This window comes from Polaribacter glomeratus, assembly GCF_002954665.1.
Classification (GTDB): Bacteria; Bacteroidota; Bacteroidia; order Flavobacteriales; family Flavobacteriaceae; genus Polaribacter; species Polaribacter glomeratus.
In genome coordinates this window covers 1091543-1118480 of record NZ_MSCM01000001.1, presented here as the reverse complement: position 1 = coordinate 1118480, position 26938 = coordinate 1091543, and the positions used below count along the sequence as shown (strand labels likewise).

The following is a 26938-nucleotide window of genomic DNA, read 5'->3' as shown; positions in this document are numbered from 1 at the left end:
AAGATTCCTTTAGAGTCAGAAAAGACTTCTAAAGCAGAAGAAGAATCAGGTCCATTAGTACCTATACCAACTTGTGCAAATTGGCTCTTTGAAAGCAAGAGCATAAACAGGGTAATAAAAAATTTTAAAATAATTTTCATAGCTAAAGTTTTGAGACAATTTTTTTTGAATTGTTGTTGTTAAATAATATAGTAATAAAAATATTTGATTAAAAATAATCATAGAGATTAGCAGTATCCAATTAGTTTTAATTGCTTGCTTTAAAAAGTGTTTTAAAAGTCTAAAAATAAACTAAATAGAAACAAGTAACTAGTACAGCAAAGATAGTATTACTATATCAATATCAAACTATCCTTTTTGCTTTATGTTTAGTATAAATTAACTCGATGTGACAGCGTTGTTAGTAATTACGTTTGTTGTCAGTTCAAGTGATTTTGATTTATTATTGAAATTATATCGGCATCTCGATACAATCCCGTCCAAAAACGGGATTACTCGATGTGACAATGTTGTTAATAATTACGTTTGTTCTCAGTTCGAGTGATTTTGATTTATTATTGAAATTGTATCGGCATCTCGATACAATCCCGTCCAAAAACGGGATTACTCGATGTGACAATGTTGTTTGTAATTACGTTTGTTCTCAGTTCGAGTGATTTTGATTTATTATTGAAATTGTATCGGCATCTCGATACAATCCCGCCCAAAAACGGTATTACTCGATGTGACATCGTTGTTAATAATTACGTTTGTTGTCAGTTCGAGTGATTTCGATTTTTCATCGAAATTGTATCGGCATCTCGATACAATCCCGCACAAAAACGGGATCACCCAATGAGACATTGTTACTATTCTCTAAAAGTTGTTGGTTTAGATAAGTACCCTTTTTATTAAAATGATTTTTTTTCTATTGCTGAAGTAATTGCAGCATATCATCAAAAACTTGTTTCTGCATGTCGCGATCTTTTTGCGTTACAGTATCTCGGCCATCCAAGCGCGTAAAAACATGTAAATTAGAATCAATCATTTCGACTTCAATAGCAGAACCATCCTGTTTTTTTAATCCTTTGTAAATTAAAACGGCACTCACTGCATCAGCAGTATCATCCTTTATAGATTTGTACACTTTCATTTGCGTACCTAAAGGCAATCGATATCCGTTCTGAAGATTTTTACGAACTTTATCAATTAAATCCATTAACTCGTTTAACGTTTCTTGAGGTCTAAAATGGTAATAATAATTTTCTTCTGTCGCTGTGTTTGTAGATTCAAAATAACCTAACATGGGTCCAACAAAGCCAATAAGTGTTAATAATTTATCTGCAGGAATCACAATAGGATCAATTAAAAAAATGTTTTTCATTCCATTGTCTGTGATTGCACCTTTTTGAATTAAATCTAATACCAATGGACAAGCCGTGGACGAACCAGCAAAGTTGATATTTGTATATCCTTTTGCAATAAGCGCATTGTACTCTGTCATAATTGGTTCTTGCCAGTCTCGCCATGTAGATTTTTTAAATTCTTCATACGTACGACCATGACCACCTAAAAGTACTTGAGAAATTAAAATATCGGCATTTGCATTGCTGTAAGTTCTAAATTCATCCCATTCGAAAGTAGCGGCAGAATACCCGTGAACGGCAATAATAACTGGCATATTTTTTTGAATTGCACTTGGATTGTCGATAGCTTTTGAAACCAAGTATTGCGCTGGATTGTATAAAGATGCATCAAAAATTTGATCGCCGTCTAACATCGTTGCATTGTCAATTTCTGGATTACTAGAACAACAAGTAAACAGTAGAGAACAAATTAAAATGAATTTAAAATTTAGATATGTAGTGCTCATGTTATTTTTTATTTAGAATAGTATAGAAAATACTCATTTGATAATATATTGGATATAAAGTGCCAGGTCCTTGATCGCCAGAGCCTGATGTAAAATTATAACCAGCACTTAAATGAAACGTAATAGGTGCTTTTAGTCTATAAGAGATACCTGCATCTAACGAAAAAAGCAACGCTGTGTTTGGCAATTCATCAAAAATATCAGATTCATAATCTGCATAAAAAAAACCGGTATTGATGCGCGTAAAAGGTTGTAATTTTTTTTGATCACGAAAAAAGTATCCAAAATTGACTACATAATTGTCTTGCTTTATGGCATTTGTACCCATTGCACTTCCTAATCTCGAGGTTACATAGCTAAAACCCAAATGAAGTTTGTTATTAATAATTTTTGGACTGGTAAAGTCTGCCGCAAATCCATTTTCCCAATACAATTTTTGAGTTTTTTGAACTCGAATACCTACTTTTAACTCTCCAAGCCAATCATTAGCAGTGTCTGTAGTTTGTGCCTGTGAGCAGAGCGAAGCATACATTAAAAAGAATGCGAATAGAAGTTTTTTAGTCATTTAGGTAGTAAGGTTTGTTGGATTCTTTGTTTGTGTTTGTCTTTTAATTTGTTAAATATAAGCTATGTACTTAGTTGCTTAAAATAAATTCTATGAAAATAAAAGTTTTTTAAAACATTGATAGCTCGTTTTAAAGGTTTAGTTTTTGGCGTAATTACTAAGAAACCATTTTTATAAGCACACATCCTCAGTAACTTTACTTTCTAAAGTATCGAAATCATACAGCTTTTTATCTAATAAATGCGACGGAAAAACATTCTGCAAAGCATTCATCATAATTGCATTTCTGTTCGGGAATTCAGTTTCCCAATCAGTAATCATTTGCTTTACATTGTTGCGTTGTAAATTTTCTTGAGAACCACATAAATTACAAGGAATAATAGGGAAGTCCATAAAATCTGCATAAGTCTCAATATCACTTTCTTTGCAAAAAGCCAAAGGTCTTAACACCACTAAATCGCCTGCATCATTTTTAAATTTAGGCGGCATGGTTTCTAGTTTGCCAGAAAAAAAGAAGTTTAAGAAGAAAGTTTCTAAAATATCGTTTCTATGATGTCCCAAAGCCAACTTGTTACAGCCTAAATCTTTGGCAGCTTCATACAAAGTGCCTCTTCGTAAACGCGAACACAAACTACAAGTAGTTTTGCCTTCGGGCGTTTTTTCCATAACAATTTTGTAGGTATTCTTTTCTATGATTTTATAATCTACACCAAGTTTTGTTAAGTAGGTAGGCAAGACTTCCACAGGAAAACCAGGTTGTTTTTGATCTAAATTTACAGCAATAATATCAAACGAAATAGGCGCTACTTTTTTGAAATACAGCAGCATATCTAGCATTGCATAACTATCTTTTCCGCCAGATAGGCAGACCATAATTTTATCACCATCTGCAATCATACTATATTGCTGAATGGCTTCCGCCACAGAACGCTGTAATTTCTTTGTAACTTGTTTTAGGTCTTCCATGGTTGCAAAAATAATATTTCATTTGTCAAGTTTGGTATTTATAATTGTAAAAAATAACAAGATGAAATTTTGTTTTCTACTAATTTTAAACAAATGTTAAGAAATTGATAAATATTCTAATTTCTACTAATTTTTATAAAGTTGAATTGGTTATTCTTAAATAAAATTCAGATATTTGCAACAAGAAATAAAAACATGAGCTTTATTCAATTTCATCATCATCATTTTTACAATTGCACACAAGCGATTTAAAGATGTATTGAATAAATTCAACATATTAATAAACCCGTTTGAGCAAATCAAGCGGGTTTTTTAATTTTAAACCCTATTTGTTCAGGCACCAAACAAAACAAAAATGACTAATTTAAGAATTGCAGTACAAAAATCAGGAAGATTAAATGAAGATTCGATGAATCTTTTAAAAGACATCGGAATTTCTATAGACAACGGAATAGATCAATTAAAAGCATCCGCAAGAAACTTTCCTGTAGAAGTTTTTTATTTAAGAAATGGCGATATTCCTCAATATTTAAGAGACGGAGTAGTAGATGCAGCTATTATTGGTGAAAATGTTTTAATTGAAAAAGGAGGCGATTTAGAGTTTGTAGAGCGTTTGGGGTTTTCTAAATGTAAAGTTTCAATTGCAGTGCCTAAAGAATCTAACGCAAGTTGTTTAAAAGATTTAAACGGAATGCGAATTGCCACTTCATATCCCGAAACGGTTAAGAAATTTTTAAAAGAGCAAAATATAACAGCAGACTTACATATTATAAATGGTTCTGTAGAAATTGCACCAAATATTGGTTTGGCAGATGGTATTTGTGATATCGTTTCTAGCGGAAGTACTTTATTTAAAAATGGTTTAAAAGAGATTGAAGTTTTATTAAAATCAGAAGCAGTTTTAGCAATGTCTTCTAAGATTTCTGATGAAAGAAGAGCTATTTTGAAGACGATACAATTTAGAATTCAAGCTGTTTTAAAAGGTAGAGAATCTAAATATGTGCTATTAAATGCGCCAAATGATAAATTAGAAAGTATCTTAAAATTGTTGCCAGGTATGAGAAGTCCTACGGTTTTGCCATTGGCAGAAGAAGGTTGGAGCTCTGTGCACACTGTAATTACTAAAAATGCTTTTTGGGAAATTATAGACGAATTAAAAGCAAAAGGAGCAGAAGGTATTTTAGTATGTCCTATCGAAAAAATGGTGCTTTAAATAGGTTTTGATAAAATCTATTTAAAGCATACTGAACCTGTTTCAGTATATAAAAATTAAAATATTTATTTGGGCGTTTTAACGGGCTTTTCGCACTCGCTTTTTTTCTGAAAAAGAAAAAAGAGCTCAAACAAATGCTACAATCCCTAACGCGAATGTAAGTTTATAAAGAATAACTAGTATGAAAACAATTATAAATCCACTTAAAAAAGACTGGAAAACAATATTACAAAGACCTACAAAAACGGTCGATGATATTGAAAATACCGTTAATCAAATCTTTGACGACGTTAAAAGAAATGGTGACGTAGCGATCAATAAATACACACAACTATTTGATGGTGTTTCTTTAGAAAGCAACTTGGTTTCTTCGGATGAAATAGATGAAGCCGTTTTGTTAGTTTCTGAGGAACTGAAAGCGGCAATTAAATTAGCAAAAGAGAATGTTACGAACTTTCATGTAGCACAAAAAACAGAAAAAGTAAGTATAGAAACTACTAAAGGTGTTTTTTGTTGGCAAGAAAAAAGACCAATTCAGAAAGTTGGTTTGTACATTCCTGGCGGAACAGCACCTTTATTTTCAACAGTTTTAATGTTGGCAGTTCCTGCGCAAATTGCAGGTTGTAAAGAAATAGTTTTGTGCTCACCACCAAATAAAGAAGGCAAAATACACCCAGCAATTTTATACACTGCGCAATTATGTGGTGTTACAAAAATTATTAAAGTAGGCGGTATTCAGGCTATTGCTGGTTTCACCTTTGGTACAGAAAGTATTCCGCAAGTATATAAAATATTTGGCCCTGGAAACCAGTTTGTAACCGTTGCAAAACAATTGGCAACTAAATATGGTGTTGCCATTGATATGCCAGCAGGCCCAAGTGAATTGTTGGTAGTTGCAGACGATTCTGCAAACGCAAGTTATGTAGCATCCGATTTATTAAGTCAGGCAGAACATGGAGCAGACAGTCAAGTTATTTTGGTATCAACATCCAAAGAATTAATTCAAAAAGTATCCGAAGAAATAGAAAAACAAATTTTAGTTCTGCCAAGAGTAGAAATTGCGCAAAAAGCAATTCACAATTCGAAATCTATTTTTGTAGAAACGGATGCAATTGCGTTGGAATTAATTAACGAATACGGTCCTGAACACTTTATTGTGTGTACAAATGACAATGATTTTTATATTGACAATATAGAAAATGCAGGCTCTGTTTTTATTGGCAATTATACGCCAGAAAGTGCAGGCGATTATGCATCAGGAACCAATCATACGTTACCAACAAACGGATTTAGCAAAGCGTATTCTGGTGTTAATTTAGATAGTTTTACCAAAAGTATTACATTTCAAAAGATAACAAAAGAAGGGATAAAAACAATCGGAAATGCAATTGAATTAATGGCAGCAGCAGAAGGTTTGCAAGCGCATAAAAATGCAGTTTCTATTCGTTTAAAAGATTTGGATTAATCACTATAAATTGTCAGTTCGAGTGATTCCGATTTTTCATCGGAATTGTATCGAGAACAAATGAAAACAATGAAAACAAATTTTAACATCAACAACCTAATTAGAGAAAATATTAAATCTCTAAAACCCTATTCGTCTGCAAGAGATGAATACAAAGACGCAACTACGGCCGAAATGATTTTCTTAGATGCGAATGAAAATCCGTTTGAAAATGGTGTAAACAGGTATCCAGATCCGCAACAAAACGATGTAAAAGATGTTTTATCAAAAATTAAAAATATTGATAAAAAGAACATCCTTTTAGGAAATGGAAGTGACGAAGTTTTAGATTTAATTTTTAGAGCTTTTTGCGAACCAAAAGAAGACAATGTACTTACGTTGCCACCAACGTACGGAATGTACTCTGTTTTGGCGAATTTGAATAATATCGAAAACAGAAAAGTTTTATTAAATACTGATTTTCAGCCAGAAGTAGCTGCTATTTTAAATGAGGTCGATGCAAATTCGAAAATTTTATTTTTATGCTCGCCAAACAATCCTTCGGGAAATAGTTTTACAACAGAAAAAGTAGAATATTTATTGACTAATTTTAAAGGCTTAGTAGTTATTGATGAAGCGTATATCGATTTTTCTGAACAAGAAAGTTGGTTAAAAAGAATGGAAGAATTCCCGAATTTAGTCATCACTCAAACGCTTTCAAAAGCTTATGGACTAGCAGGAATTCGTTTAGGAGTTTGCTATGCATCCGCAGAAATAATTCAAGTTTTAAACAATATTAAACCGCCTTATAACATAAATCAATTAACGCAATTAAGAGCAATTAACAGACTTCAAAATTTAGAGGAAGTTAAAAATGAAATTTCGCAATTGATTAGTGAAAGAAATTATCTTAAAAAGGAACTAGAAAAAGGGTTCTATTTTATTGAAAAAGTGTACCCAACAGATAGTAATTTTTTACTGATTAAAGTGGATGATGCGGCAAAACGTTACAAGCAATTAATTGAATATGGTGTTGTAATTAGAAACCGTACAAATGAACCTTTGTGCGAAAATTGTCTGAGAATTAGTGTGGGTATTTCCGAGGAAAATCAAAAGTTAATTAGAACATTAAAGGCGATTCAATAACACAATATAAAGATCTCACAGGTTTTTAAAACCTGTGAGGTCTAGAAAAAACAGGAATCATGAAAAAAGTATTATTTATAGACAGAGATGGCACTTTAGTCTTAGAGCCGCCAGTAGATTATCAATTAGATAGTTTAGAAAAGTTAGAATTTTATCCGAAAGTATTTCAATACATGGCAAAAATTGCCTCAGAATTGGACTACGAATTGGTGATGGTTACGAATCAAGATGGATTAGGAACCGCTTCTTTTCCTGAAGATACTTTTTGGCCAGCACAACATAAAGTAATGACTGCTTTTGAAAAAGAAGGTGTTGTTTTTACGGATGTTTATATTGATAAAACATTTCCGCATGAAAATGCTGAAACTAGAAAACCAAGAACAGGCTTGTTAACCAAGTATTTTTCTGAAGAATATGATTTAGAAAATTCTTTTGTTTTAGGCGATCGAATCACAGATATGGAGTTGGCTAAGAATCTAGGAGCAAAAGGTATTTATTTATCCGAAGATCCAGAATTAGGAGCTGATGAAATAGAAACTTCAAAACAAGAAATTTTAGATTGTATTGCTTTAACAAGTACCGATTGGGCTCAAATTTATGAGTTTTTAAAGTTAAAAGATCGAGTTGCAGAAATTACAAGAAACACGAATGAAACAAAGATTTACATCAAAGTAAATTTAGACGGTTCTGGTAAAAATGATATTCATACAGGATTATCTTTTTTCGACCATATGTTAGATCAAATTGGCAGACACGGAAATATGGATTTAACCATAAAAGTAGATGGTGATTTAGAAGTTGATGAGCACCATACGATCGAAGATACCATGATTGCTTTTGGCGAGTTGTTTAACAAAGCGCTCGGAAATAAATTAGGCATTGAACGTTACGGTTTTTGTTTGCCAATGGATGATTGTTTAGCGCAAGTTGCCGTAGATTTTGGCGGTAGAAATTGGCTAGAATGGGACGCTGACTTTAAACGAGAAAAAATAGGCGATATGCCAACAGAAATGTTTTATCATTTGTTTAAATCGTTTACAGACGGTGCAAAATGCAATTTAAATATTAAAGCAGAAGGAACAAACGAGCATCATAAAATAGAAGGTATTTTTAAAGCTTTTGCAAAAGCAATGAAAATGGCAGTGAAAAGAGATGCAAATAAGATGTTTTTACCAAGCACAAAAGGAGTGTTATAGAGTAAAAAGTTAGATAGTAGAAGTAAAATGATAGTTAGAATTTAACTTTTACTATTTTATATCTAATATTATAAAGTAAAAAGTTAAATAGTAGAAGTACAAAGTAAATAGATAGTTTAAATTTAACTTCTACTATTATATATCGAATATTTAATATGAAATTAGTAATTATAAATTACGGAGCAGGAAACATTAAAAGCATTCAATTTGCCTTTAAACGTTTGGGTGTTGATGCTATTTTATCAAATAATATTGATGAAATTAGAGCTGCGGATAAAGTGATTTTTCCGGGAGTTGGAGAAGCAAGCACAGCCATGAAGATGTTGCAAGAAAGCGGATTGGATAAAGTAATTCCGACACTAAAACAGCCTGTTTTGGGTATTTGTTTAGGAATGCAATTAATGTGCAATTCATCCGAAGAAGGCAACACAAAAGGATTAGGGATATTTAATGTGGAGGTAAAGAAGTTTACAAAAGCAGTAAAAGTGCCGCAAATGGGTTGGAATGTTATTTATGATTTAAAATCAGACTTATTTACCGGAATTAAAGAAAAAGAATTTATGTATTTAGTACATAGTTTTTATGCAGAAAATTGTGAGGAAGCAATTGCAACCACAGATTATGAAATTGAATACGCTTCTGCTTTGCAAAAAGATAATTTTTATGGAGTGCAATTTCATCCAGAGAAGAGCGGCGTTGAAGGAAGTAAGATTTTGGAGAATTTTTTGAAGTTATAAGTTTGATATTAAATATTAAAAGTAAAATGATATAAAATATTACAAGTTAGATAAAAAAAGTTAAAAGTTGTGAAGAATCAAATAATATTTAGAACTAAAACATTTGCTTTAGATTGTTGGAGATTCTGTTTTAAAGTTCCCAAATCTAGAGAATATAATGCTTTTGTAAATCAATTAATTAGAAGTTCTAGTTCAGTTGGTGCAAATTATAGAGCTTCTCAAAGAGCTAAATCTACTGCCGATTTTATTAATAAATTAAAAATTGTTGAAGAGGAAGCTGATGAAAGTGTCTATTGGTTAGAAATTTTTGAAGAAGTGATTCCCGAACATAATGAAGAAATTTTAAAATTGAAAAAAGAAGGTTCTGAACTTTTGGCAATAATTGTAGCTTCAATTAATACAGCAAAAAGAAATCAAAAAAAATAATGTTAAAAGTTAGATATTCAATATAGGAGTTAGAAAGTTTTTAAGTTAAGAACTTCCTTTTTTTTACTTTTAATATATTAACTTCTTATATTTAATATTTAGAAAATGAGAATAATACCAGCCATAGACATTATAGACGGAAAATGTGTTCGTTTAACAAAAGGCGATTACAGTACCAAGAAAATCTATAATGAAAATCCGTTAGAAGTTGCCAAAGAATTTGAAGCTGCAGGTATCGAATACTTGCATGTGGTAGATTTAGATGGAGCGAAAGCAAGTGAGATTATCAATTATAAAGTATTAGAACAAATTGCTTCTAAAACGAATTTAAAAATCGATTTTGGTGGTGGTTTAAAATCTGATAAGGATTTAGAAATAGCATTTAATTCGGGCGCAAATCAGGTTACTGGTGGAAGTATAGCGGTTAAAAACAGTGCCATTTTTGAAAGTTGGATTGAAAAATACGGTTCAGACAAAATTATTTTAGGAGCTGATTTTTATCCGGATACATCAGGAGGAAAGATTGCAACAAATGGCTGGCAAGAAGAAAGCATTTTAGAGTTAATTCCGTTTATTTCTGAGTATCAGCAAAAAGGAATTCAGTATGTAATTTGCACAGATATTTCTAAAGACGGAATGTTACAAGGACCAAGTTTTGAGATGTATAAACAAATTTTATCCGAAGTAAATAACCTAAAATTAATCGCTTCGGGAGGAATTTCTACCTTTGATGAAATCCCTAAACTAGCAGCGTTAGGTTGCGAAGGTGTTATTATAGGAAAAGCGATTTATGAAAATAGAATTAGCTTAAAACAATTAGAAAAATTTATTATAAATAACTAAATGTCAATGCGATGAAAGAAGCAATCTGTTAATTAAAATAGAGATTGCTTCTTTCATCGCAATGACAAAGACATAAAAAATGTTAACAAAAAGAATAATACCTTGTTTAGATATTAAAAACGGAAGAACTGTAAAAGGTATTAATTTCGTTAATTTAATTGATGCTGGCGATCCTGTGGTTTTAGCAAAACAATATGCAGATTTAGGTGCAGACGAATTGGTTTTTTTAGATATTTCTGCCACTTTAGAGGGTAGAAAAACCATGTTAGATATGGTTTTAAAAGTTGCCGAACAGGTAAATATACCTTTTACGGTTGGTGGCGGAATCTCTTCTGTTGAAGATGTTGATGCGCTTTTAAAATGTGGTGCTGATAAAGTTTCGATAAATTCATCCGCAGTAAAAAGACCCGATTTGGTAAACGAATTAGCAGATAAATTTGGGAGCCAATGTGTGGTGGTTGCGATCGATGCAAAACAAATTAACGGCGAATGGTTTGTGCATTTAGCAGGAGGAACGATTCCTACCGAATTAAATTTATTTGATTGGGCAAAAGAAGTAGAAAAACGTGGCGCAGGAGAAATTTTGTTTACTTCTATGAATAATGACGGAACAAAAGCTGGTTTTGCAAATGAAGCGTTGGCTAAATTATCATCAGAATTAAATATACCCATTATTGCTTCTGGTGGCGCGGGAACGGTGCAGCATTTTATAGACACTTTTACAATAGGAAAATCGGATGCAGCGCTGGCAGCAAGTGTTTTTCACTTTGGGGAAATTCCGATTTTAGAGTTAAAGCAAGAATTAAAAGCGAATAATATTCCGGTTCGTATTTAAAAAATAGCTTTTGGTTTATGGTTGTTGGAACTAAGAGCCAAAATCATTAATTAAATAGCTATAATATCACTTTGAGTGATTTTTAGCAACAAAAAATTAATAAATTAGTAGTGTAAAGTTCTAGATGCAATTGCGCAAAAAAAAACGGAACAACTCGAACTAACATAAAATATAGCAAACTTTATTATTGTTTGACTTTAGTGATAAATAAGTAAGACATGAACGTGTTAGAAATTAAAAAGTACGAAGATAAATACCACGAACAATTTAAGAAGATATCTTTAGATTGGTTGCATCAGCATCATTTATACGAAAAAGGAGATGACGATTTGTTAGACAATCCTCAAAAGTATTTAGATCAAGGAAGTTTTATTTTCTTAGCACATTTTAATACTGAAGTTGTTGGAACGATAAGTTTAGTTCCCGTTGATACTGAAACGTTTGAAATATTAAAATTAGGCGTTGTAGACGGATTTAAAGGTTTAGGAATCGGAAGAAAATTGATGCAGATTTGTATTGATATTAGCATTGAAAAAGGCATAAAAAGAATAACATTAGAATCTAGCAGTAAATTAGAAAGTGCTTTAAAATTGTACGAAAAACTAGGTTTTAATCATATAGAAGTAGTAGATACTCATTTTGAATCTGCTGACGTAAAAATGGAGTTAAAATTAAGATAATGAATATAGATTTCAGTAAAAATAGAGACGGATTAGTGCCTGCTGTAATTCAGGATGCCACAACAAAAAATGTATTGATGTTGGGGTATATGAATCAAGAAGCATTCACAAAAACAGAAGAATCAAAATTAGTTACTTTTTTTTCAAGAACTAAAAATAGACTTTGGACCAAAGGTGAAGAAAGCGGAAATGTGTTGCATTTAGTAAGCATGAAGCTAGACTGTGACAACGATACGTTATTGATTCAAGTAAACCCAAATGGACCAACATGTCATAAAGGAACTGATACTTGTTGGGAAGAAGAAAATAAACAGAATTATGGTTTCTTTTCAACCTTAGAAAGTGTTATTACAGAAAGAGTTGCTAATAAAGACACTCAAAAATCGTATGTGGCGAGTCTTTTTGAAAAGGGAATTAATAAAATTGCTCAGAAAGTAGGCGAGGAGGCTGTTGAAACCGTTATTGAAGCAATGGATAATAATGACGAATTATTTTTATATGAATCAGCAGATTTGTTATTTCATTATTTAATGTTACTACAGGCAAAAGGCTTTACGTTAAAAGATATTGAGGCTGAATTAAAAGGCAGACATAAATAAAAAAGCTGCAACATAATGCGTTACAGCTTTACTCTAATTTTAAAATAGAAAGTTTAATCGTGTATTAGAGAAGCACGTTCACTTTTAAACTTTTTTAAATATTTTTTGAGGCAATAATTGCCAAAGTTTGCGCAATCCAATCAGTATCAAAAGCTAGTTTTTTTTCTGGAGAAACACCTTTGCTTTCGTATTTTAAGTATTTATTAAAATTCATATCTGTGGGTGTTATCGTAAAATTACCAGAAGGAGAATTGTAGCTTCTTCCATAATTTATACCATAAGCGATTACGCCAAAAGTAGTTTGCCCCAAATGTTTGGCGTTTTTTATTTTTTTAAGTTTTACTGTAAATTGCTCGCTGTTACTAACTGTAAAACAATTAGTTAAAATGTAAATATTTTTATTTTTTAAGAGTTTTAAAAAGGAATCAGAATACTTTTTGTTTCCGCCGCCGTTGCTTCTTAAATCAACAATAATATTTTTAGCAGTTAGTTTGTCCTTGGTGTTTTTAAAGAACTCAAGATGCTTTTTCTTTTTGCTATTGCTAAAGTTTCCAAAATATAAATATTGCGTATTGTCATTTAATTGTTTGAACTCTAATTCAGTCTGATTTTCTTTTGGCAACTCAAAATTAAAAGTATTTCCTACTTTTTTATAGCTCCATATTCTTCCGTTTTCAAAGGTTAAACTTTTTACAAATCGTGGTGTTTTGGTATCTAAATGATACTGATATACATTGTATTTTTCAGTATTAATATGCGTTGCATAAAAACTGATTTCGCCAATTTCCCAGTTATTTAAATTGTTTTCTAGAACCACACCAATTAAATCCTTTTTATTGGTATCATAATAAATTCCGATTTTCTGATTGTCTTTATAATTGTAAATTCCTTCTAAATCATTTATTGATTTATTGGATAATTCTTCTTTTAGTTTGGCAATATCTCGCGTTGTTTTTGGATGATTTTTGTAAAGAGCAGTCAATTTAAAACTAGCTAATTTAGCTTTATCCTTTAAAATACTTTCTGATAAAAATTTAGAATTTATGGATAAACTCGCATGTGCATCATTTACTAATAGTAGTTGTTTTAATAGCAATTGATAACAGTTTTCAATAGCAATTGGTGCTGTCATTTCTTTAGATAAAGATTGATACATCGTATTAAATGCTATTAATTTTTCTCCTTTAATTTGTCTCTTATAAGAAGGCATTTTCTTCATTTTTGCTACTACAAAATCTAAATCTGTTTTACAGTTACAAGTTTCAACTTGTGCAAATGCTGAATTGCTTAAGAATAGGAAAAAAATTAGAATTGTCGTTAAATTTTTCATGAGTTGGTAATTTTATATGATGAAACTTTCTGAGACAAAATTAGAAAAATATAAACATAAAACTCTTTGATAATAACTGTTTGGGGCGAAATGTAGTTATATTGTGGTAGAATTCAATACAGTTTTTACATCCTTTTGATAGGTTCTAGAAACGGGCACTTCTATGTGGTGAGATAACAACACAAAGAGTTTGCTATTTGCTGTTTTCCATTGAGAAAAGTGAAACGGATTAATCAAATAAGAGCGATGTGTTCTCAATAATTGAGGAAACTCATCTGCAAGCACAGACAATTTATTTCTGATTAAACTCTTCTTTAACTCCGTTCCGGATAGATAAAATACTTCCACATAATTATCCGAAGATTGTATGCAAACAACATCCTTAAAAAACAATCGCAAACCTTCGTAATTGCCTTCGCCTTTAATTTCTATTTTTTGCGCTTCTGTTTGTTTGATCTTGTATTTTCCAAAAGCAAACCTTCCAAAAATAATAATTGGTAAAATGGTAGAAAAAGCAGGGATTAAGACAGTTTTTAAGTGATACCATAAAGTATATGGGTTTTGTTCACCAAGAACGATTACATACAAATAAAAGATTCTTGCAATAACAATACTTACTAAAATGAATATCAGAAAGAATAGGATTTCGGATTTTACAAACCAATTTTGATCATTTTTTTTATGTATATAATTCTGAATTGGTAAAAACACCAAGTAACAAAAAGCACCTAATAGGCCATATAGTGGCAAATAAATTAGTTTTTCTGATTTCTGAAATTCAGAAACATCTAAAGGTTCTGTAAAATATAGGAAAACAAAAATCCAAATAGCCAAGCCAAAAGCAATTATAAAATGATGTTTTAAAGAAGGATCAAAAGGATATTTTTTATTCAACAATTACAGAATATTTAATGATTTCATCAAATATAAAACAATTATAAATTTTATTAAACAGAAAATATAAAGAGTACTTTTACAGCAACTAATACAACTCAATTGAAAAATTCTAAAGCACTTATAATCATCGCCTTTATTGCTATTTATGTAATTTGGGGTTCTACCTATTTATTTAATAAAATTGCAGTAACAGAATTATCACCTTTTTTCTTAGCTTCTATTCGTTTTTTAACGGCTGGTTTTCTAATATTAATTATTGCAAAGGTGCTTAAAAAATCGTTAGTTATTACAAAAAAGCAATTGTTAAACTCTTTAATATCAGGGTTTTTATTTCTGGTTTATGGTAACGGCGTTTTTGTTTGGGCTTTAAAATATGTAGATTCTGGTTTTGCGTCACTTTTAGCATCAACCCAACCGCTTTTTGTATTGTTATTATTGCGTTTAATAGATCAAAAACAAATGCAAAAAAAATCGATAATTGGGGTTTTATTAGGTGTATTTGGAATGTATTTATTGGTAAGTCAATCAGAAATTGCAGTTTCTGAAGAAAGTCTTTTAGGAATCTTTATGATGTTTACCTGTGTTTTAAGCTGGAGTTATGGTAGTGTGTTTGTTTCTAAAGCAGATTTACCAAAAAACTTTTTTGTAAGTACTGGTTATCAAATGATTATAGCAGGTATAATGTTGACTATTGCAAGTTTAGGTTTTAATGAAGAATGGATTGCGCCAACATTATGGAGTCCTAAAGTAGTAGGTTCTATGTTTTTTCTGATCACCTTTGGTAGTATTCTTGCTTTTACATCATTCAATTATTTACTAAAAGTAGTATCACCAGAAAAAGTATCAACATCTGCCTATGTAAATCCTATAATTGCCATGTTTTTGGGCTGGTATTTTTTAGAGGAAGAATTTACAGCACAATCTATTGTAGCGTCTGTAGTTTTATTAACAGGGGTTTATTTTATTACTTCGAGAAAGAGACAAGTTTAATTAAAAAGAATTATTTTTAGGCAGTAATTTTTACAAAATTATGAATGAAAAACGCTAATAAATTTTCTTTTGTTAATCCTAAAAGAACTCCTTTTTATTACGGTTATGTAGTTTTAGGAATTGGTAGTGTTGGTATTTTAGCAAGTATACCTGGGCAAACAGTTGGCGTTTCCGTTTTTACAGATCCTGTAAAAGATGCTCTGGGTTTAACCAGAAATCAATTTAGCAATGCCTATATGATTGGTACTTTAATTAGTGCTTTTTTTGTATCGAAAGCGGGTGTTTTATTTGATAAATATGGAGCACGTTTTGTTGCTTTTTTCGCTGCTTTTTTATTAGGAGTTTCTTTATTAATGTTTTCTATTTCTGTTAAAATTAGTACTTTTTTTAAATCCATATTTTATACCGATTCTTGGCTTGTTCCTTTTCTAATTATTACATTTTTGTTTTTTTGTATCCGCTTTTGCGGACAAGGAGTTTTAACAATGTCGTCTAGAAATATGATTATGATGTGGTTTGATAAAAATCGAGGAAAAATGAATTCTATAAGTAGTATTACAGTTTCTCTGGGTTTTTCTTGTTCACCAATTTTAATCAATAAATTAATTGATACTAATGGTTGGCAGATGAGCTGGCAAATATTAGCTATTTGTTTATTTATATTCAGCTTTTTTATAATTCAATTTTATAGAAATAAACCAGAAGATTTTGATTTAGTTCCCGATGGGTTTCAAAAAAAAAGTAATAAGGAAAAAGAAAAAGAACAAAATTTCACTTTAGCAGAAGCAAAAAAAACACGTACTTTTTGGATGTTTGGCCTCACATTAGCATTTAATAGTTTTTTTATTACAGGTTTTACATTTCATATTGTTTCTATTTTTGCAGGTCAAGAGTACACAAAAACAGCAGCAATTGCTGTGTTTTTACCAATTTCTGTAATTGCCATTTTTGTTTCTACTTTATGCAATATTTTAAGTGATTATATAAATCATAAAATTTATTTATACATGATGCTGGTGAGCGGGGTTTTAGCTTCTTTGGGGTTATTACTACTGTCGAATTCAATTGGAGTCTATTTATTAATTATAGGTTTAGGTTTATTTGGAGGTTTATTTGCTGTTGTAAATGCAGTTTCTTGGCCTCGTTTTTATGGCAGAAAATACTTGGGTTCAATTACAGGTAAAGTAATGAGCTTTTTAGTAATTGCGAGTGCAATAGCACCTAGTTTGTTTAGTTATTGTTTTTCATTTTTTAATTCTTACAGCTTTATAAGTTACTTAACAATTCCGTTTTTATTATTTTTAATAGTAGCCTCTTTTAAGGTTAAAGCTACATAAATAAGTTTGACTTGATATTATTATTACATTTTTTAAAATAATTAGAAGTAAATTTTACGATAAATGTAATTAAATAAAAAGGTTCACATTTTTTTTAAATTAATCATATCATATGTAAAAAAAAATTATTATTTTGAGCAAAGTATTTTATATTTACTAAAAAATTTAAAATTTGAAAGACACTAATAAACTACCGCTATTTTCTACTTATGAATTCAACCCAAAGCTTTATGACGAGTTATTTAACGAGAATAATGAGGTAAGAGAAATATATAAAACTCTTTACGATTTATTTAGTAGTTATTCCGTTGAAGAATATAATCGTTTAAATGCGCAGGCAAAAGCGTCATTTTTCAACTTAGGAATTACTTTTCAAGTGTATGGTGAAAAAGAAGTGAAGGAACAAATTTTTCCTTTCGATTTATTTCCAAGAATTATTAATAATAAAGAATGGACTACCATCGAAAAAGGAGTTTTACAAAGAAGTAAAGCCTTAAATCTTTTTCTTTGGGATTTATACCATGACCAAAAAATAATAAAACAAGGTATTGTTCCTATAGATCTAATAAATTCATCTGTAAATTTTTTACCACAAATGAAAGGTTTAGATCCGCCAGAAGGTATTTACAACCATATTTCTGGTACAGATTTAATAAAACACTCAGACGGTAATTATTATGTTTTAGAAGACAACATTAGGTGTCCTTCTGGGGTAAGTTATGTTGTTGGTAATAGAAACGCAGTAAAACACTCTCTTTTTGGTGTTTTTAATCAATACAACGCACACACAGTTGTAGATTATGGTTCTAAATTATTAGAAACTATGGAATCTGTTAAACCAAAAGGTGTTGATGCACCAGTTTGCGTTATTATAACTCCTGGAGTTTATAATTCTGCTTATTACGAGCATTCATTTCTTGCAAAACAAATGGGTGTTGTTTTAGTTGAAGGAAGAGATCTGTTTGTAGAAAATGATTTTGTGTACATGAGAACCATTTATGGCCCAGAAAAAGTAGACGTAATCTATAGAAGAGTAGATGATTTATTTATAGATCCATTAGTCTTTAGAAAAGATTCTATGCTAGGTGTTCCTGGTTTATTTTCTGTATATCAAAAAGGAAATGTTACTTTAATAAACGCACCAGGAACTGGAGTTGCAGATGATAAAGCGGTGTATACTTACATGCCACAAATTATTAAGTATTACCTTGATGAAGAACCTATTTTAAACAATGTACATACCTATCATTGCAGTAGAAAAGATGAATTAAGCTATGTTTTAGAAAATATAGATAAATTAGTTGTTAAACCTGTTGATGAATCTGGTGGATACGGTATTTCTATTGGAAACAGATTAACTAAAGAAGAAATTGAAGCTGTTAAGAAAACCATTATAGCAGAACCAAGAAAATATATAGCACAGCCTATTATGTCTTTATCAACGCATCCAACATATATTGAAGGAAGTGAGTCTTTTGAGTCTAGACACGTAGATTTAAGAACTTTTACTTTGTTAGGGAAAGATATCGACTTTGTATTAAAAGGAGGTCTTACAAGAGTTGCGCTTAAAAAAGGAAATTTAATAGTAAATTCATCTCAAGGTGGAGGCTCAAAAGATACTTGGGTTTTAAAAAAATAAAAATTATATGTTAGCAAGAGTAGCCAATAATCTTTTTTGGATGGGAAGATATATAGAACGTACAGAGCATTTGGCTCGTTTTTTAAGCGTTAATTATTTTACATCTTTAGATGCACCCGATGAATTATCAAGATCTAGACAGTTTGTTTTAAGATCTACAATGTACATGTCTGCCAATGAAATCATTGATTCCGATAAAATTTTAGATGAAGAAGATGTTTTGTTTAATGTAGGTTTAAATGTAGACAAACCGTACTCGATATTAAACGCATTTACAAATGCACACGAAAATGCAAGAAGCTCTAGAGATTTAATTTCTACAGAATTATTTGAATGTATTAACAGAATTAATCATACTATAAAAGGATATCCAGCAGATAAATTTGTAAAAAGTGGTTTACATGATTTTACTTCTTTGGTGATACAGTCAGCATCAGAAATTAGAAGTAAAATAAAAAGCACACTTCTGCATGATGAAGTATATGCAATTATTATGCTTGGTATATATATAGAAAGAGCATTACAGGTTTCTAGAATTATAAATTCAAAATTAAGTGATGCAGCTGCCGCAAAAGTAATTCATGGCGATGCTTCGGATGGGAGTTATCAGTGGGCAACTTTATTAAAATGTGTTTCTTCGTATGATATGATGCGTAGATTTTATAAAAAAACGCCTGTAAGAGAATCTACGTTAGAGTTTTTAATTCTAAACTCTAAATGTCCAAGATCGATAAAAAACTGTTTGTCTCAAATTAATAAATACATCAACATTATTTCTATTAATAAATACGCTGCAAATGATTCAGCAGCATTTTTAATTGGTAAAATGAAAGCTGATTTTGACTATAAATTGATGACGGATATCGATGAAAATTTAGAAGTATTTACTGGCGAATTAATTGAAAAATTAATTTTAATTGCAGAAAAATTAGAAAGTAATTATTTTAATATTTCTGACGTAGCTGTTGTAAAAAAACAAACTCAGAAACAATTACAAAAATAAGAACTGTATTAGTAAAATAGTATGTGCATTTTGAAAACAATTTTAAAATGCACATTTTTTTTGTTTAAGATTGAGATTGACTCTGAGTTTGATGCGCTTTTGCAGGTCTTAAATCTACAGCAACATCCATAGTACTGCTTCCTGTGCTATAAATAACTCCTTTTAAAGGAGGTACATCATAATAATCACGACCATAAGCAACTACAATGTGTTGGTTTTTGGGTATTTGATTATTTGTAGGGTCAAAATCTATCCAACCATACTGAGGTATAAAAACAGAAAACCAAGCGTGTGATGCATCCGTTCCTATCAATTTTTCTTTTCCTGGAGGTGGTAAAGTTTCTATATAACCACTTACGTACCTTGCAGGTAAACCCATAGAACGCACGCAGGCGATTGCTATTTGTGCAAAATCTTGACAAACTCCTTTTTTCTCTTTCATTACCTCTTTTAAAGGAGTTGCAATGGTTGAAAAACTAGGATCAAAATCAAAATCAGTAAAAATTCGTTCCATTAACTCGTAAGAAGCATCAAATAAAGACCTTTCTGGTTTAAAAGATTTTGCAGCATAAGCCAAAATTTCTGGACTAATATCAGAAATTAAAGGTGATAATAGCGCAAACTGTCTGGCTTCAACGGTTTCTGGATCCACTTCTTTTAAAAGTTTTAATGCTTTTTCAATGGTTATTTTTTTTCCTTCTACAGCATTTTTACTTTCTATTTGTAAATTATAATCCCTAGAAACTTTACTTCTAGCAATTACAATTAGTTCTTTATGATTTTGTTGTATTGAAAAACGAGTAACTGTATTTCCAAAAAAATCGAGTCTTTCAGAAATATCAGTAGGAGTAGGAGTAATTTCTAAATTATATTCTAACAACTCTTGACCTTTAAAACTTCTTGGTTTTAAGGTAGTAATGTTATGACAAAAAGAGGCTCCATTTTCATAACTATATTTTGTTTTATGCCAAAGATCAAAAATCATATTAATTTGCAATTTTTCTATCCATCAACTGTTTTTGTTGTTGAGAATGATTAAAATAAGTATCTGAAATTGATAAAGAAGTGGTATGCAATAAATCACTTAAATCAGACAACAACGTATCTAATTTTTTACGCATATTAGAGTTTTTATCAATTTCTAACATTTCTTCGATAGGTACACTTTGTATTTTTAAAAGCACAGTCTCTATGTTTTCTTGACATTGAGTTAATTCGGTTTTCGAATTTGTATTTGGTAATCTATCAATATCTTTTTTAATTCTTTGTATTTGGTACATTAAAGATCTCGAATACTCTGTGTCTAAAAGCAATAAATTAATTACATTTTCAATGCTTAAGTAAGAACTATAACTATGTCTATAAATATTTAAACTTTCATGACTATTTAAAAGCGATTCTAAAATCTGATATTCTAAATCTTCATCATAATTTACAATAATTAAAGATCTAAATTTCTCGATAGTCATTGATGCTTGCTCTATTTGTAAACCAAGAAAATAGAGTAACAGTCCATGTCTTACTAAAATACTTTCTTCAGTAAGTGCCATAAATGCTATTAATCGCGTAATCATTTTATCAAAAAAAGCAGAGAGGGAAACCATTGTATATTCCTCTTCTTCTTTCACCTTTTTTAACTGTTTTTGAATTGCATCAAAAACGCGCCACATATCTTTAGACCATAAGTTTCTTAAAGAATAATAAGAAATTGTAAAACTTTGCAACGATTGTGCAAAACTTCCAATTTTTCTTGAATCTAATGCCACACCCGTAATTTCTTTTAACGGATTTCTTAAAGCTTCTTCTTCATTTTCGCCTGTAAAACCAGGGAAAGTTGATGTGATGTTTGTAATGGATTGAAATAATATTTTTAAACTTTCTGATTCAGATTTTCTGTCATTATGAAACTGTACATGCATCATTTGGTTTAAAACCATTCTTAAATACCTTGCAGTAAATAAGGTTCTTCCTAAATATCTACCAGACCAAAATAAATTTTCTGCGGTATTACTAGGCACATCATTAATGCTTAGTGTTTGATTAGAAATTGTTTTATTCCAAGAATAATTTTGTAAATAATTTTGACTGTCGTCACTTATAATCCAAAAATCTTTACTTGTTCCGCCTCGCTGGTTAGATACAAATAACTCTTCGCGATCTGCAGCAACTCTTACCAAACCACCTGGCATTACACTATAACTATCTTCTTTTGCTATAGAAAATGTACGGCACAAAATCTTACGAGGCTCCAGATGTTCTTTTATAAAATTAGGAGCAGTTGAAAATGATATTTTTTCTTGAGCAACAAAATTTGTTGGATTTTCTAATATCTCATCGGTTAACTTTTTAAGTTCTTCTTTATCTAAAAACTCGCAGAAATAGATATTTTCTCTATTAGATCTGTCAATTCTTTTTACAACATACGAAGTTAAATCGCTTAAAACATGTTTTCTTTCTTTTTCTTGTCCGCACCACCAAGAGGCAATTTGAGGTAGAATTAGTTCTTCATTTAAAAAATACTTACAAATGTTTTCCATAAATGGGATAAGTGCAGGATTTTCTAAGACACCACTACCAATAGGATTTACGATGGCAACATTTTGTAAACGCACCGCTTCTAACAAACCAGCAACACCTAAATAAGAATCTTCTCTTAATTCTAAAGGATCCATAAAAACATCGTCTACACGTCTTAAAATAACATCAACTTGTTTTAATCCTTTTAAAGATTTTAACCAAACTTTACCTTTTCTAACCACTAAATCATTCCCTTTTACTAAAGGATATCCTAAGAAAGACGACAAATAAGAATGCTCAAAATAGGTTTCATTTAAAGGGCCTGGTGTTAATATAACAACCATTGGGTTTTCTACATTTGATGGTGCAACATTTAATAACAACTGATTAAAATCATTAAAAAAACTTGAAGGTTGTTTTACATTAATATCGTCAAATATTTCTGGGATAGATTTACTGATAGAAAAGCGGTTTTCTAAAGCATATCCCATACCAGAAGGTGCTTGTGTTCTGTCGTTTACAACCCACATTCTTCCATCTGGCCCTCTCGCTAAATCTACCGCATGTATTAAAAGTTGCTTAGAGGTTTTATATGCTATTTGATCGCAAGAACGTAAAAAACCTCGATGCGCATAAATTACTTCGGGCGGAATAATTCCGTTTTTAAGCAATTCACGTTTACCGTATAAATCTTTTAAAATAAGATTAAGAATTTCTGACCGTTGCTGAATTCCTTTTTCAACAACGTCCCATTCTTTTTGATGAATTATAAACGGAACAATATTTAAATTCCAAGGTCTGTTTAATCCTTTAGGATCATTGTAAACATTATAGGTAACTCCGTTTTCTGCTAAAAGCCAATCAATATCTGCTTGTTTAGAAGCTAATTTTTCAGGACCAATTTTTAATAAATTATCTAATAATTCCTTCCAATCAGACTTTATATCCATTTTAGAAGTTAATAATTCGTCGTATTTACTTTTGTTCTTAAAATAATCTTTAATAATCGACTTTGTGTCTGTCTTCATAAAATGTAGGATGTTGAATCCTTATTTTTTTCTTAAATCTAATGTGTAAGGAAATTCGAAATTAACCGGTAATTCTTTAAATTTAAATCGCTTAGAACTTGTGTTTTCTTCTACAGTTCTGTTTGCATTTTCAGAATTTGGGTTAATATTTTCTACAGGATTTATTTCACCTTGCGTATGTCCAAATTCCCAAAAACGATTAATTCGTCTTGATTCTGCTTCGTAACTATTTACAGGATATTCATCATAAGATCTTCCTCCTGGATGTGCAACAAAATACGTGCAACCACCAATAGAGCGTTTATTCCAAGTATCGACAATATCAAAGACAAGCGGTGTATCTACTGCAATTGTTGGGTGTAGGGCAGAATACGGATCCCATGCTTTATATCTAACTCCGGCAACATATTCACCCTTAACTCCCGTACTTCTTAATTGTACTTTTACACCATTACAGCTTAATACGAAGCGTTCTTCGGTAAAATTAGTAACTTTTACCTGTAATCTTTCTAAAGAAGAATCTACATATCTAGCAGTTCCACCACCAGTCATTTCTTCTCCTAAAACATTCCAAGGTTCTATACCAGCTCTTAATTCTAAATGGATATTATTAATTTCGACCATCCCATGAAGTGGAAATCTAAATTCAAAAAATGGATCAAACCAATCTTCTTTAAATTCATAACCAGCTCTGTTTAATTGATCAACTATATCTTTAATATCTTCTCTTACATAATGTTCTATTAAAAATTTATCATGTAATTCGGTTCCCCAACGCACTAAATTGTGTTCGTAAGGTTTTTTCCAGAACCAAGCTACTAAAGTTCTTACCAATAGCATTTGAACTAAACTCATCTGTGGATGAGGAGGCATGTCAAAACCACGTAATTCTAAAATACCTAATCTACCGGTAGAAGAATCTGGCGAATACAATTTATCAATACAAAATTCTGCTCTGTGTGTATTGCCTGTTAAATCTGTTAATAAATGTCTAAACAATCTGTCTGTTAGCCAAAAAGGAACTTCTCCGTCTTTAGGAATTTGACTAAATGCTATTTCTAACTCGTATAAATTTTCTAAACGAGCTTCATCAATTCTTGGTGCTTGACTCGTTGGACCAACAAAAGAACCAGAAAATAAATAGGTTAAACCTGGGTGATGTTGCCAAAAAGTTAACAAACTTCTTAGTAAACTTGGTTTTCGCAAAAGCGGACTGTCTTTAGGGCTTGTGCCTCCTAAGGTAACATGATTTCCTCCACCAGTTCCTGTATGTTTACCATCTAACATAAACTTTTCAGTACCTAATCTAGACAGTTTTGCTTGCTCGTAAAAGGTAAATGTGTTTTTACACAAATCTTCCCAATTAGAAACAGGATGCACATTTACTTCAATTACACCAGGGTCTGGGGTAATTTTCATAGATTCTAATCTGTTATCTTTTGGTGGATCATATCCCTCCATAATAACAGGAATATTTAATTCTCTTGCAGTAAATTCTATGGCTGCAATTAAATCTAAAAAGGTTTCAGCAGATTCTAAAGGTGGTAAAAATAAGTATAATTTGTCTTCTCTAATTTCTGCACAAATTGCTGTACGCACAAAGTAATTCGGTGCGTTCGGCTCTAAACCGTAGTCAAGAAATTCTTGATATCTTTCTTTAACTATATTTTTAAAACTCGGTAAACGTTTCTTTTTAGAAAAAAGATCTGGCTCGTAAATAGGAAATATTTCGTGCTCTGGTTTTGACATCAAAGAATTTAATGGCAATCTTAATCCCATTGGCGAATTACCTGCAGTTAAAAATATATGTTGTCTTCTAAAAGTCCATTCGCTTGTAAACCATTTTCCTTCCGTTTTATTTAACGGCATCAAGTATCCAATAGGGTTTGACGTTCCGTTTTCATAAATATCATGCAGTTTTTTACGCGCTAAAGAGCCGTCTTTATCTGTTGCAGGATTAATATCAATAGGTAAATTTCCTTGTTCCCATAAATGATAAAAAGGATCTTCGAAAGCAGGTTGTATATGTTGTGTTGAAACTCTTAAATATTTAGACAGTGTTTCTAAAAAAAGCTTGTCGGCATTTTGAGGTACAATTGGGTTTTCTGCATAAGAAGATAAATACTTTTTATCATACCAAATTGGTCTGCCATCTTTACGCCAACAAATTTCTATTTGCCATCTTGGTAAAGGCTCACCAGGATACCATTTACCTTGTGCATGATGCAAAACGGCACCGTTTCCAAATTTATCATATAAACGCTTTGCTAAATCGCCCGCTAATCTTCTTTTATTTGGCCCGTCTGCAGCAGTATTCCATTCTGGAGACTCTAAATCATCAATAGAAACGAAGGTTGGTTCGCCACCCATTGTTAATCGAACATCTCGTTTTTGCAGTTGTTTTTCTACTTTAGTTCCTAGTTTGTAAATTTCATCCCATTGCTCTTCAACATAAGGTTTTGTAACTCTTGGCGATTCAAAAATTCTAGTTACTTTGTTTTCAAAGAAGAATTCTGTCTCACATTTATCTGTCATTCCAGAAACAGGAGCAGCACTTTCGAAAGAAGGAGTACACGCCAAAGGAATATGGCCTTCACCAGCTAAAAGGCCCGAAGTTGAATCAAAACCAATCCAACCTGCACCAGGCAAGTATACTTCTGCCCATGCATGTAAATCTGTAAAATCTTCTTCAGGACCAGATGGGCCGTCTAATGATTTTTCATCTGATTTTAATTGCACTAAATACCCTGATACAAAACGTGCACCAAAACCTAAATGGCGCAAAGTTTGCACAAATAACCAAGCATAATCTCTACAAGAACCATTTTTTTGATCTAGTGTTTGTTCACAGCTTTGTACACCAGGATCCATTCTAATATTATAATTTAAAAACTCATATATTTTCTGATTGATATCAATTAAAAAATAAATAGTTTTTCTTGGCGAAAGGTCTATTGTCTTTATAAAATCTGCTAGGAGTTTGCCTTTATCAGTTATTTCTAAATAAGGCTGAAGCTCTTTTTTAGTAGTTTCTGTGTATACAAAGGGATATTCTTCTGCGTATTCTTCAATAAAGAAATCAAAAGGATTTATGGTTTTTAAATCAGCAATAATTTCGACATCAATAGAGAGTTCATCTGTTTTATCAGGGAAAACTAAACGTGCAACATAGTTACCAAAAGGATCTTGTTGCCAATTAAAAAACTGATTTTCAGGAGTTATTTTAATAGAATAAGACTCTATCGGTGTTCTAGAATGTGGTGCTGGTCGTAATCTAAAAATATGAGGAGATAATGATACTTTACGATCATATTTATAGGTTGTTTTGTGTGATATTACAATTTTTAAAGCCATATATTATATTGTTTTGCAAGTTGCAAAGTAAATTTCTGTTACTCTTTTTTGAATTAAATCAAATAAAATGCGTGCAAATTTAGGTAATTTATCGTCTAAATTTAGCGTAAAATTTGATAAAAAAAACAGCTAATGTATTTATTAAGCAATGATTTTAATAATTATAAATTTACTAATAATTAACTAAAAAATATTCATTAATTCTATTAAAATTAAAGTCTTTGATTATAGATTATATAATAATTTGAATCGTATGCTATAAATTCAATAAATATTTTAGCAAATGCCTGTTAGAGCAATGTTGGCTGTTTTATGAATTTTAATAAAATCGAAAACTAATA

General features: G+C 30.9%; 22 protein-coding genes. 14 read left to right on the top strand and 8 right to left on the bottom strand.

Going from position 1 to position 26938, the window contains the following annotated elements; all coding sequences use genetic code 11:
• Nucleotides 1-907: 907 nt before the first annotated feature.
• From BTO16_RS04765 to ttcA, 3 genes are all read right to left on the bottom strand, one after another.
• Nucleotides 908-1852 (bottom strand): alpha/beta hydrolase, encoded by a 945-nt coding sequence (locus tag BTO16_RS04765; RefSeq protein ID WP_105020492.1) that lies wholly within the window; start codon nt 1850-1852, stop codon nt 908-910.
• Nucleotide 1853: 1 nt separating this feature from the next.
• Nucleotides 1854-2417, bottom strand: coding sequence for a hypothetical protein (locus BTO16_RS04760; RefSeq protein ID WP_146105341.1), 564 nt, complete (start codon nt 2415-2417; stop codon nt 1854-1856).
• A 171-nt stretch (nt 2418-2588) separates the two neighbouring features.
• Nucleotides 2589-3383, bottom strand: coding sequence for a tRNA 2-thiocytidine(32) synthetase TtcA (gene ttcA / locus BTO16_RS04755; protein WP_105020490.1), 795 nt, complete (start codon nt 3381-3383; stop codon nt 2589-2591).
• Nucleotides 3384-3738: 355 nt separating this feature from the next.
• Here ttcA and hisG point away from each other — a divergent pair, with 355 nt between their 5' ends.
• From hisG to hisIE, 10 genes are all read left to right on the top strand, one after another.
• Nucleotides 3739-4596: an ATP phosphoribosyltransferase gene (gene hisG / locus BTO16_RS04750; protein WP_105020489.1), complete on the top strand. Its 858-nt coding sequence runs from the start codon at nt 3739-3741 to the stop codon at nt 4594-4596.
• Nucleotides 4597-4777: 181 nt separating this feature from the next.
• Nucleotides 4778-6061: a histidinol dehydrogenase gene (hisD, locus tag BTO16_RS04745; RefSeq protein WP_105020488.1), complete on the top strand. Its 1284-nt coding sequence runs from the start codon at nt 4778-4780 to the stop codon at nt 6059-6061.
• Between the two features lie 69 nt (nt 6062-6130).
• On the top strand, nt 6131-7186 hold the full coding sequence (gene hisC / locus BTO16_RS04740) for a histidinol-phosphate transaminase (RefSeq protein WP_105021511.1): 1056 nt from the start codon (nt 6131-6133) through the stop codon (nt 7184-7186).
• Between the two features lie 59 nt (nt 7187-7245).
• Nucleotides 7246-8382, top strand: coding sequence for a bifunctional histidinol-phosphatase/imidazoleglycerol-phosphate dehydratase HisB (gene hisB, locus BTO16_RS04735; protein WP_105020487.1), 1137 nt, complete (start codon nt 7246-7248; stop codon nt 8380-8382).
• Between the two features lie 155 nt (nt 8383-8537).
• Nucleotides 8538-9119, top strand: coding sequence for an imidazole glycerol phosphate synthase subunit HisH (gene hisH / locus BTO16_RS04730; RefSeq protein ID WP_105020486.1), 582 nt, complete (start codon nt 8538-8540; stop codon nt 9117-9119).
• A gap of 69 nt (nt 9120-9188) precedes the next feature.
• Nucleotides 9189-9545, top strand: a complete 357-nt coding sequence (locus BTO16_RS04725; protein WP_105020485.1) for a four helix bundle protein — start codon at nt 9189-9191, stop codon at nt 9543-9545.
• Nucleotides 9546-9650: 105 nt separating this feature from the next.
• Entirely contained in the window at nt 9651-10388 is a 738-nt protein-coding gene (gene hisA / locus BTO16_RS04720; protein ID WP_105020484.1) for a 1-(5-phosphoribosyl)-5-[(5-phosphoribosylamino)methylideneamino]imidazole-4-carboxamide isomerase, read from the top strand.
• Between the two features lie 79 nt (nt 10389-10467).
• A complete protein-coding gene (gene hisF, locus BTO16_RS04715) occupies nt 10468-11223 on the top strand; it encodes an imidazole glycerol phosphate synthase subunit HisF (protein WP_105020483.1) in 756 nt (251 codons plus the stop codon).
• A 218-nt stretch (nt 11224-11441) separates the two neighbouring features.
• On the top strand, nt 11442-11903 hold the full coding sequence (locus BTO16_RS04710) for a GNAT family N-acetyltransferase (protein WP_105020482.1): 462 nt from the start codon (nt 11442-11444) through the stop codon (nt 11901-11903).
• Nucleotides 11903-12502 carry a bifunctional phosphoribosyl-AMP cyclohydrolase/phosphoribosyl-ATP diphosphatase HisIE gene (hisIE, locus tag BTO16_RS04705; protein WP_105020481.1) on the top strand — a complete coding sequence of 200 codons (600 nt, stop codon included), beginning with the start codon at nt 11903-11905 and terminating at the stop codon, nt 12500-12502. The genes BTO16_RS04710 and hisIE overlap by 1 nt, the downstream gene beginning before the upstream one ends.
• 94 nt (nt 12503-12596) lie before the next feature.
• Here the strand turns inward: hisIE and BTO16_RS04700 are convergent, their stop codons facing one another.
• Both BTO16_RS04700 and BTO16_RS04695 read right to left on the bottom strand, forming a co-directional pair.
• On the bottom strand, nt 12597-13832 hold the full coding sequence (locus BTO16_RS04700; protein WP_105020480.1) for a S41 family peptidase: 1236 nt from the start codon (nt 13830-13832) through the stop codon (nt 12597-12599).
• Between the two features lie 96 nt (nt 13833-13928).
• Nucleotides 13929-14726 carry a LytTR family DNA-binding domain-containing protein gene (locus BTO16_RS04695; RefSeq protein WP_245891980.1) on the bottom strand — a complete coding sequence of 266 codons (798 nt, stop codon included), beginning with the start codon at nt 14724-14726 and terminating at the stop codon, nt 13929-13931.
• A 102-nt stretch (nt 14727-14828) separates the two neighbouring features.
• Here BTO16_RS04695 and BTO16_RS04690 point away from each other — a divergent pair, with 102 nt between their 5' ends.
• The 4 genes from BTO16_RS04690 (at nt 14829) to BTO16_RS04675 (ending at nt 19698) form a co-directional block, all read left to right on the top strand.
• The gene (locus BTO16_RS04690; RefSeq protein WP_105020478.1) at nt 14829-15719 is read left to right on the top strand and encodes a DMT family transporter; all 891 of its coding nucleotides are present in this window, start codon (nt 14829-14831) and stop codon (nt 15717-15719) included.
• 44 nt (nt 15720-15763) lie between these two features.
• Nucleotides 15764-17056, top strand: coding sequence for an MFS transporter (locus BTO16_RS04685; protein WP_105020477.1), 1293 nt, complete (start codon nt 15764-15766; stop codon nt 17054-17056).
• A 172-nt stretch (nt 17057-17228) separates the two neighbouring features.
• Nucleotides 17229-18695, top strand: coding sequence for a circularly permuted type 2 ATP-grasp protein (locus BTO16_RS04680; protein ID WP_105020476.1), 1467 nt, complete (start codon nt 17229-17231; stop codon nt 18693-18695).
• 7 nt (nt 18696-18702) lie between these two features.
• On the top strand, nt 18703-19698 hold the full coding sequence (locus BTO16_RS04675; protein WP_105020475.1) for an alpha-E domain-containing protein: 996 nt from the start codon (nt 18703-18705) through the stop codon (nt 19696-19698).
• Nucleotides 19699-19762: 64 nt separating this feature from the next.
• Here BTO16_RS04675 and BTO16_RS04670 read toward each other — a convergent pair whose 3' ends face one another.
• Genes BTO16_RS04670 through BTO16_RS04660 form a run of 3 tightly spaced genes read right to left on the bottom strand, consistent with a single transcriptional unit; the run spans nt 19763 to nt 26597 of the window.
• Complete coding sequence (locus BTO16_RS04670) at nt 19763-20683, bottom strand: transglutaminase family protein (protein WP_105020474.1); 921 nt, start codon at nt 20681-20683, stop codon at nt 19763-19765.
• A 1-nt stretch (nt 20684) separates the two neighbouring features.
• Nucleotides 20685-23243 (bottom strand): circularly permuted type 2 ATP-grasp protein, encoded by a 2559-nt coding sequence (locus BTO16_RS04665; RefSeq protein ID WP_105020473.1) that lies wholly within the window; start codon nt 23241-23243, stop codon nt 20685-20687.
• A 21-nt stretch (nt 23244-23264) separates the two neighbouring features.
• Entirely contained in the window at nt 23265-26597 is a 3333-nt protein-coding gene (locus tag BTO16_RS04660; protein ID WP_105020472.1) for a transglutaminase family protein, read from the bottom strand.
• Between the last annotated feature and the right edge of the window lie 341 nt (nt 26598-26938).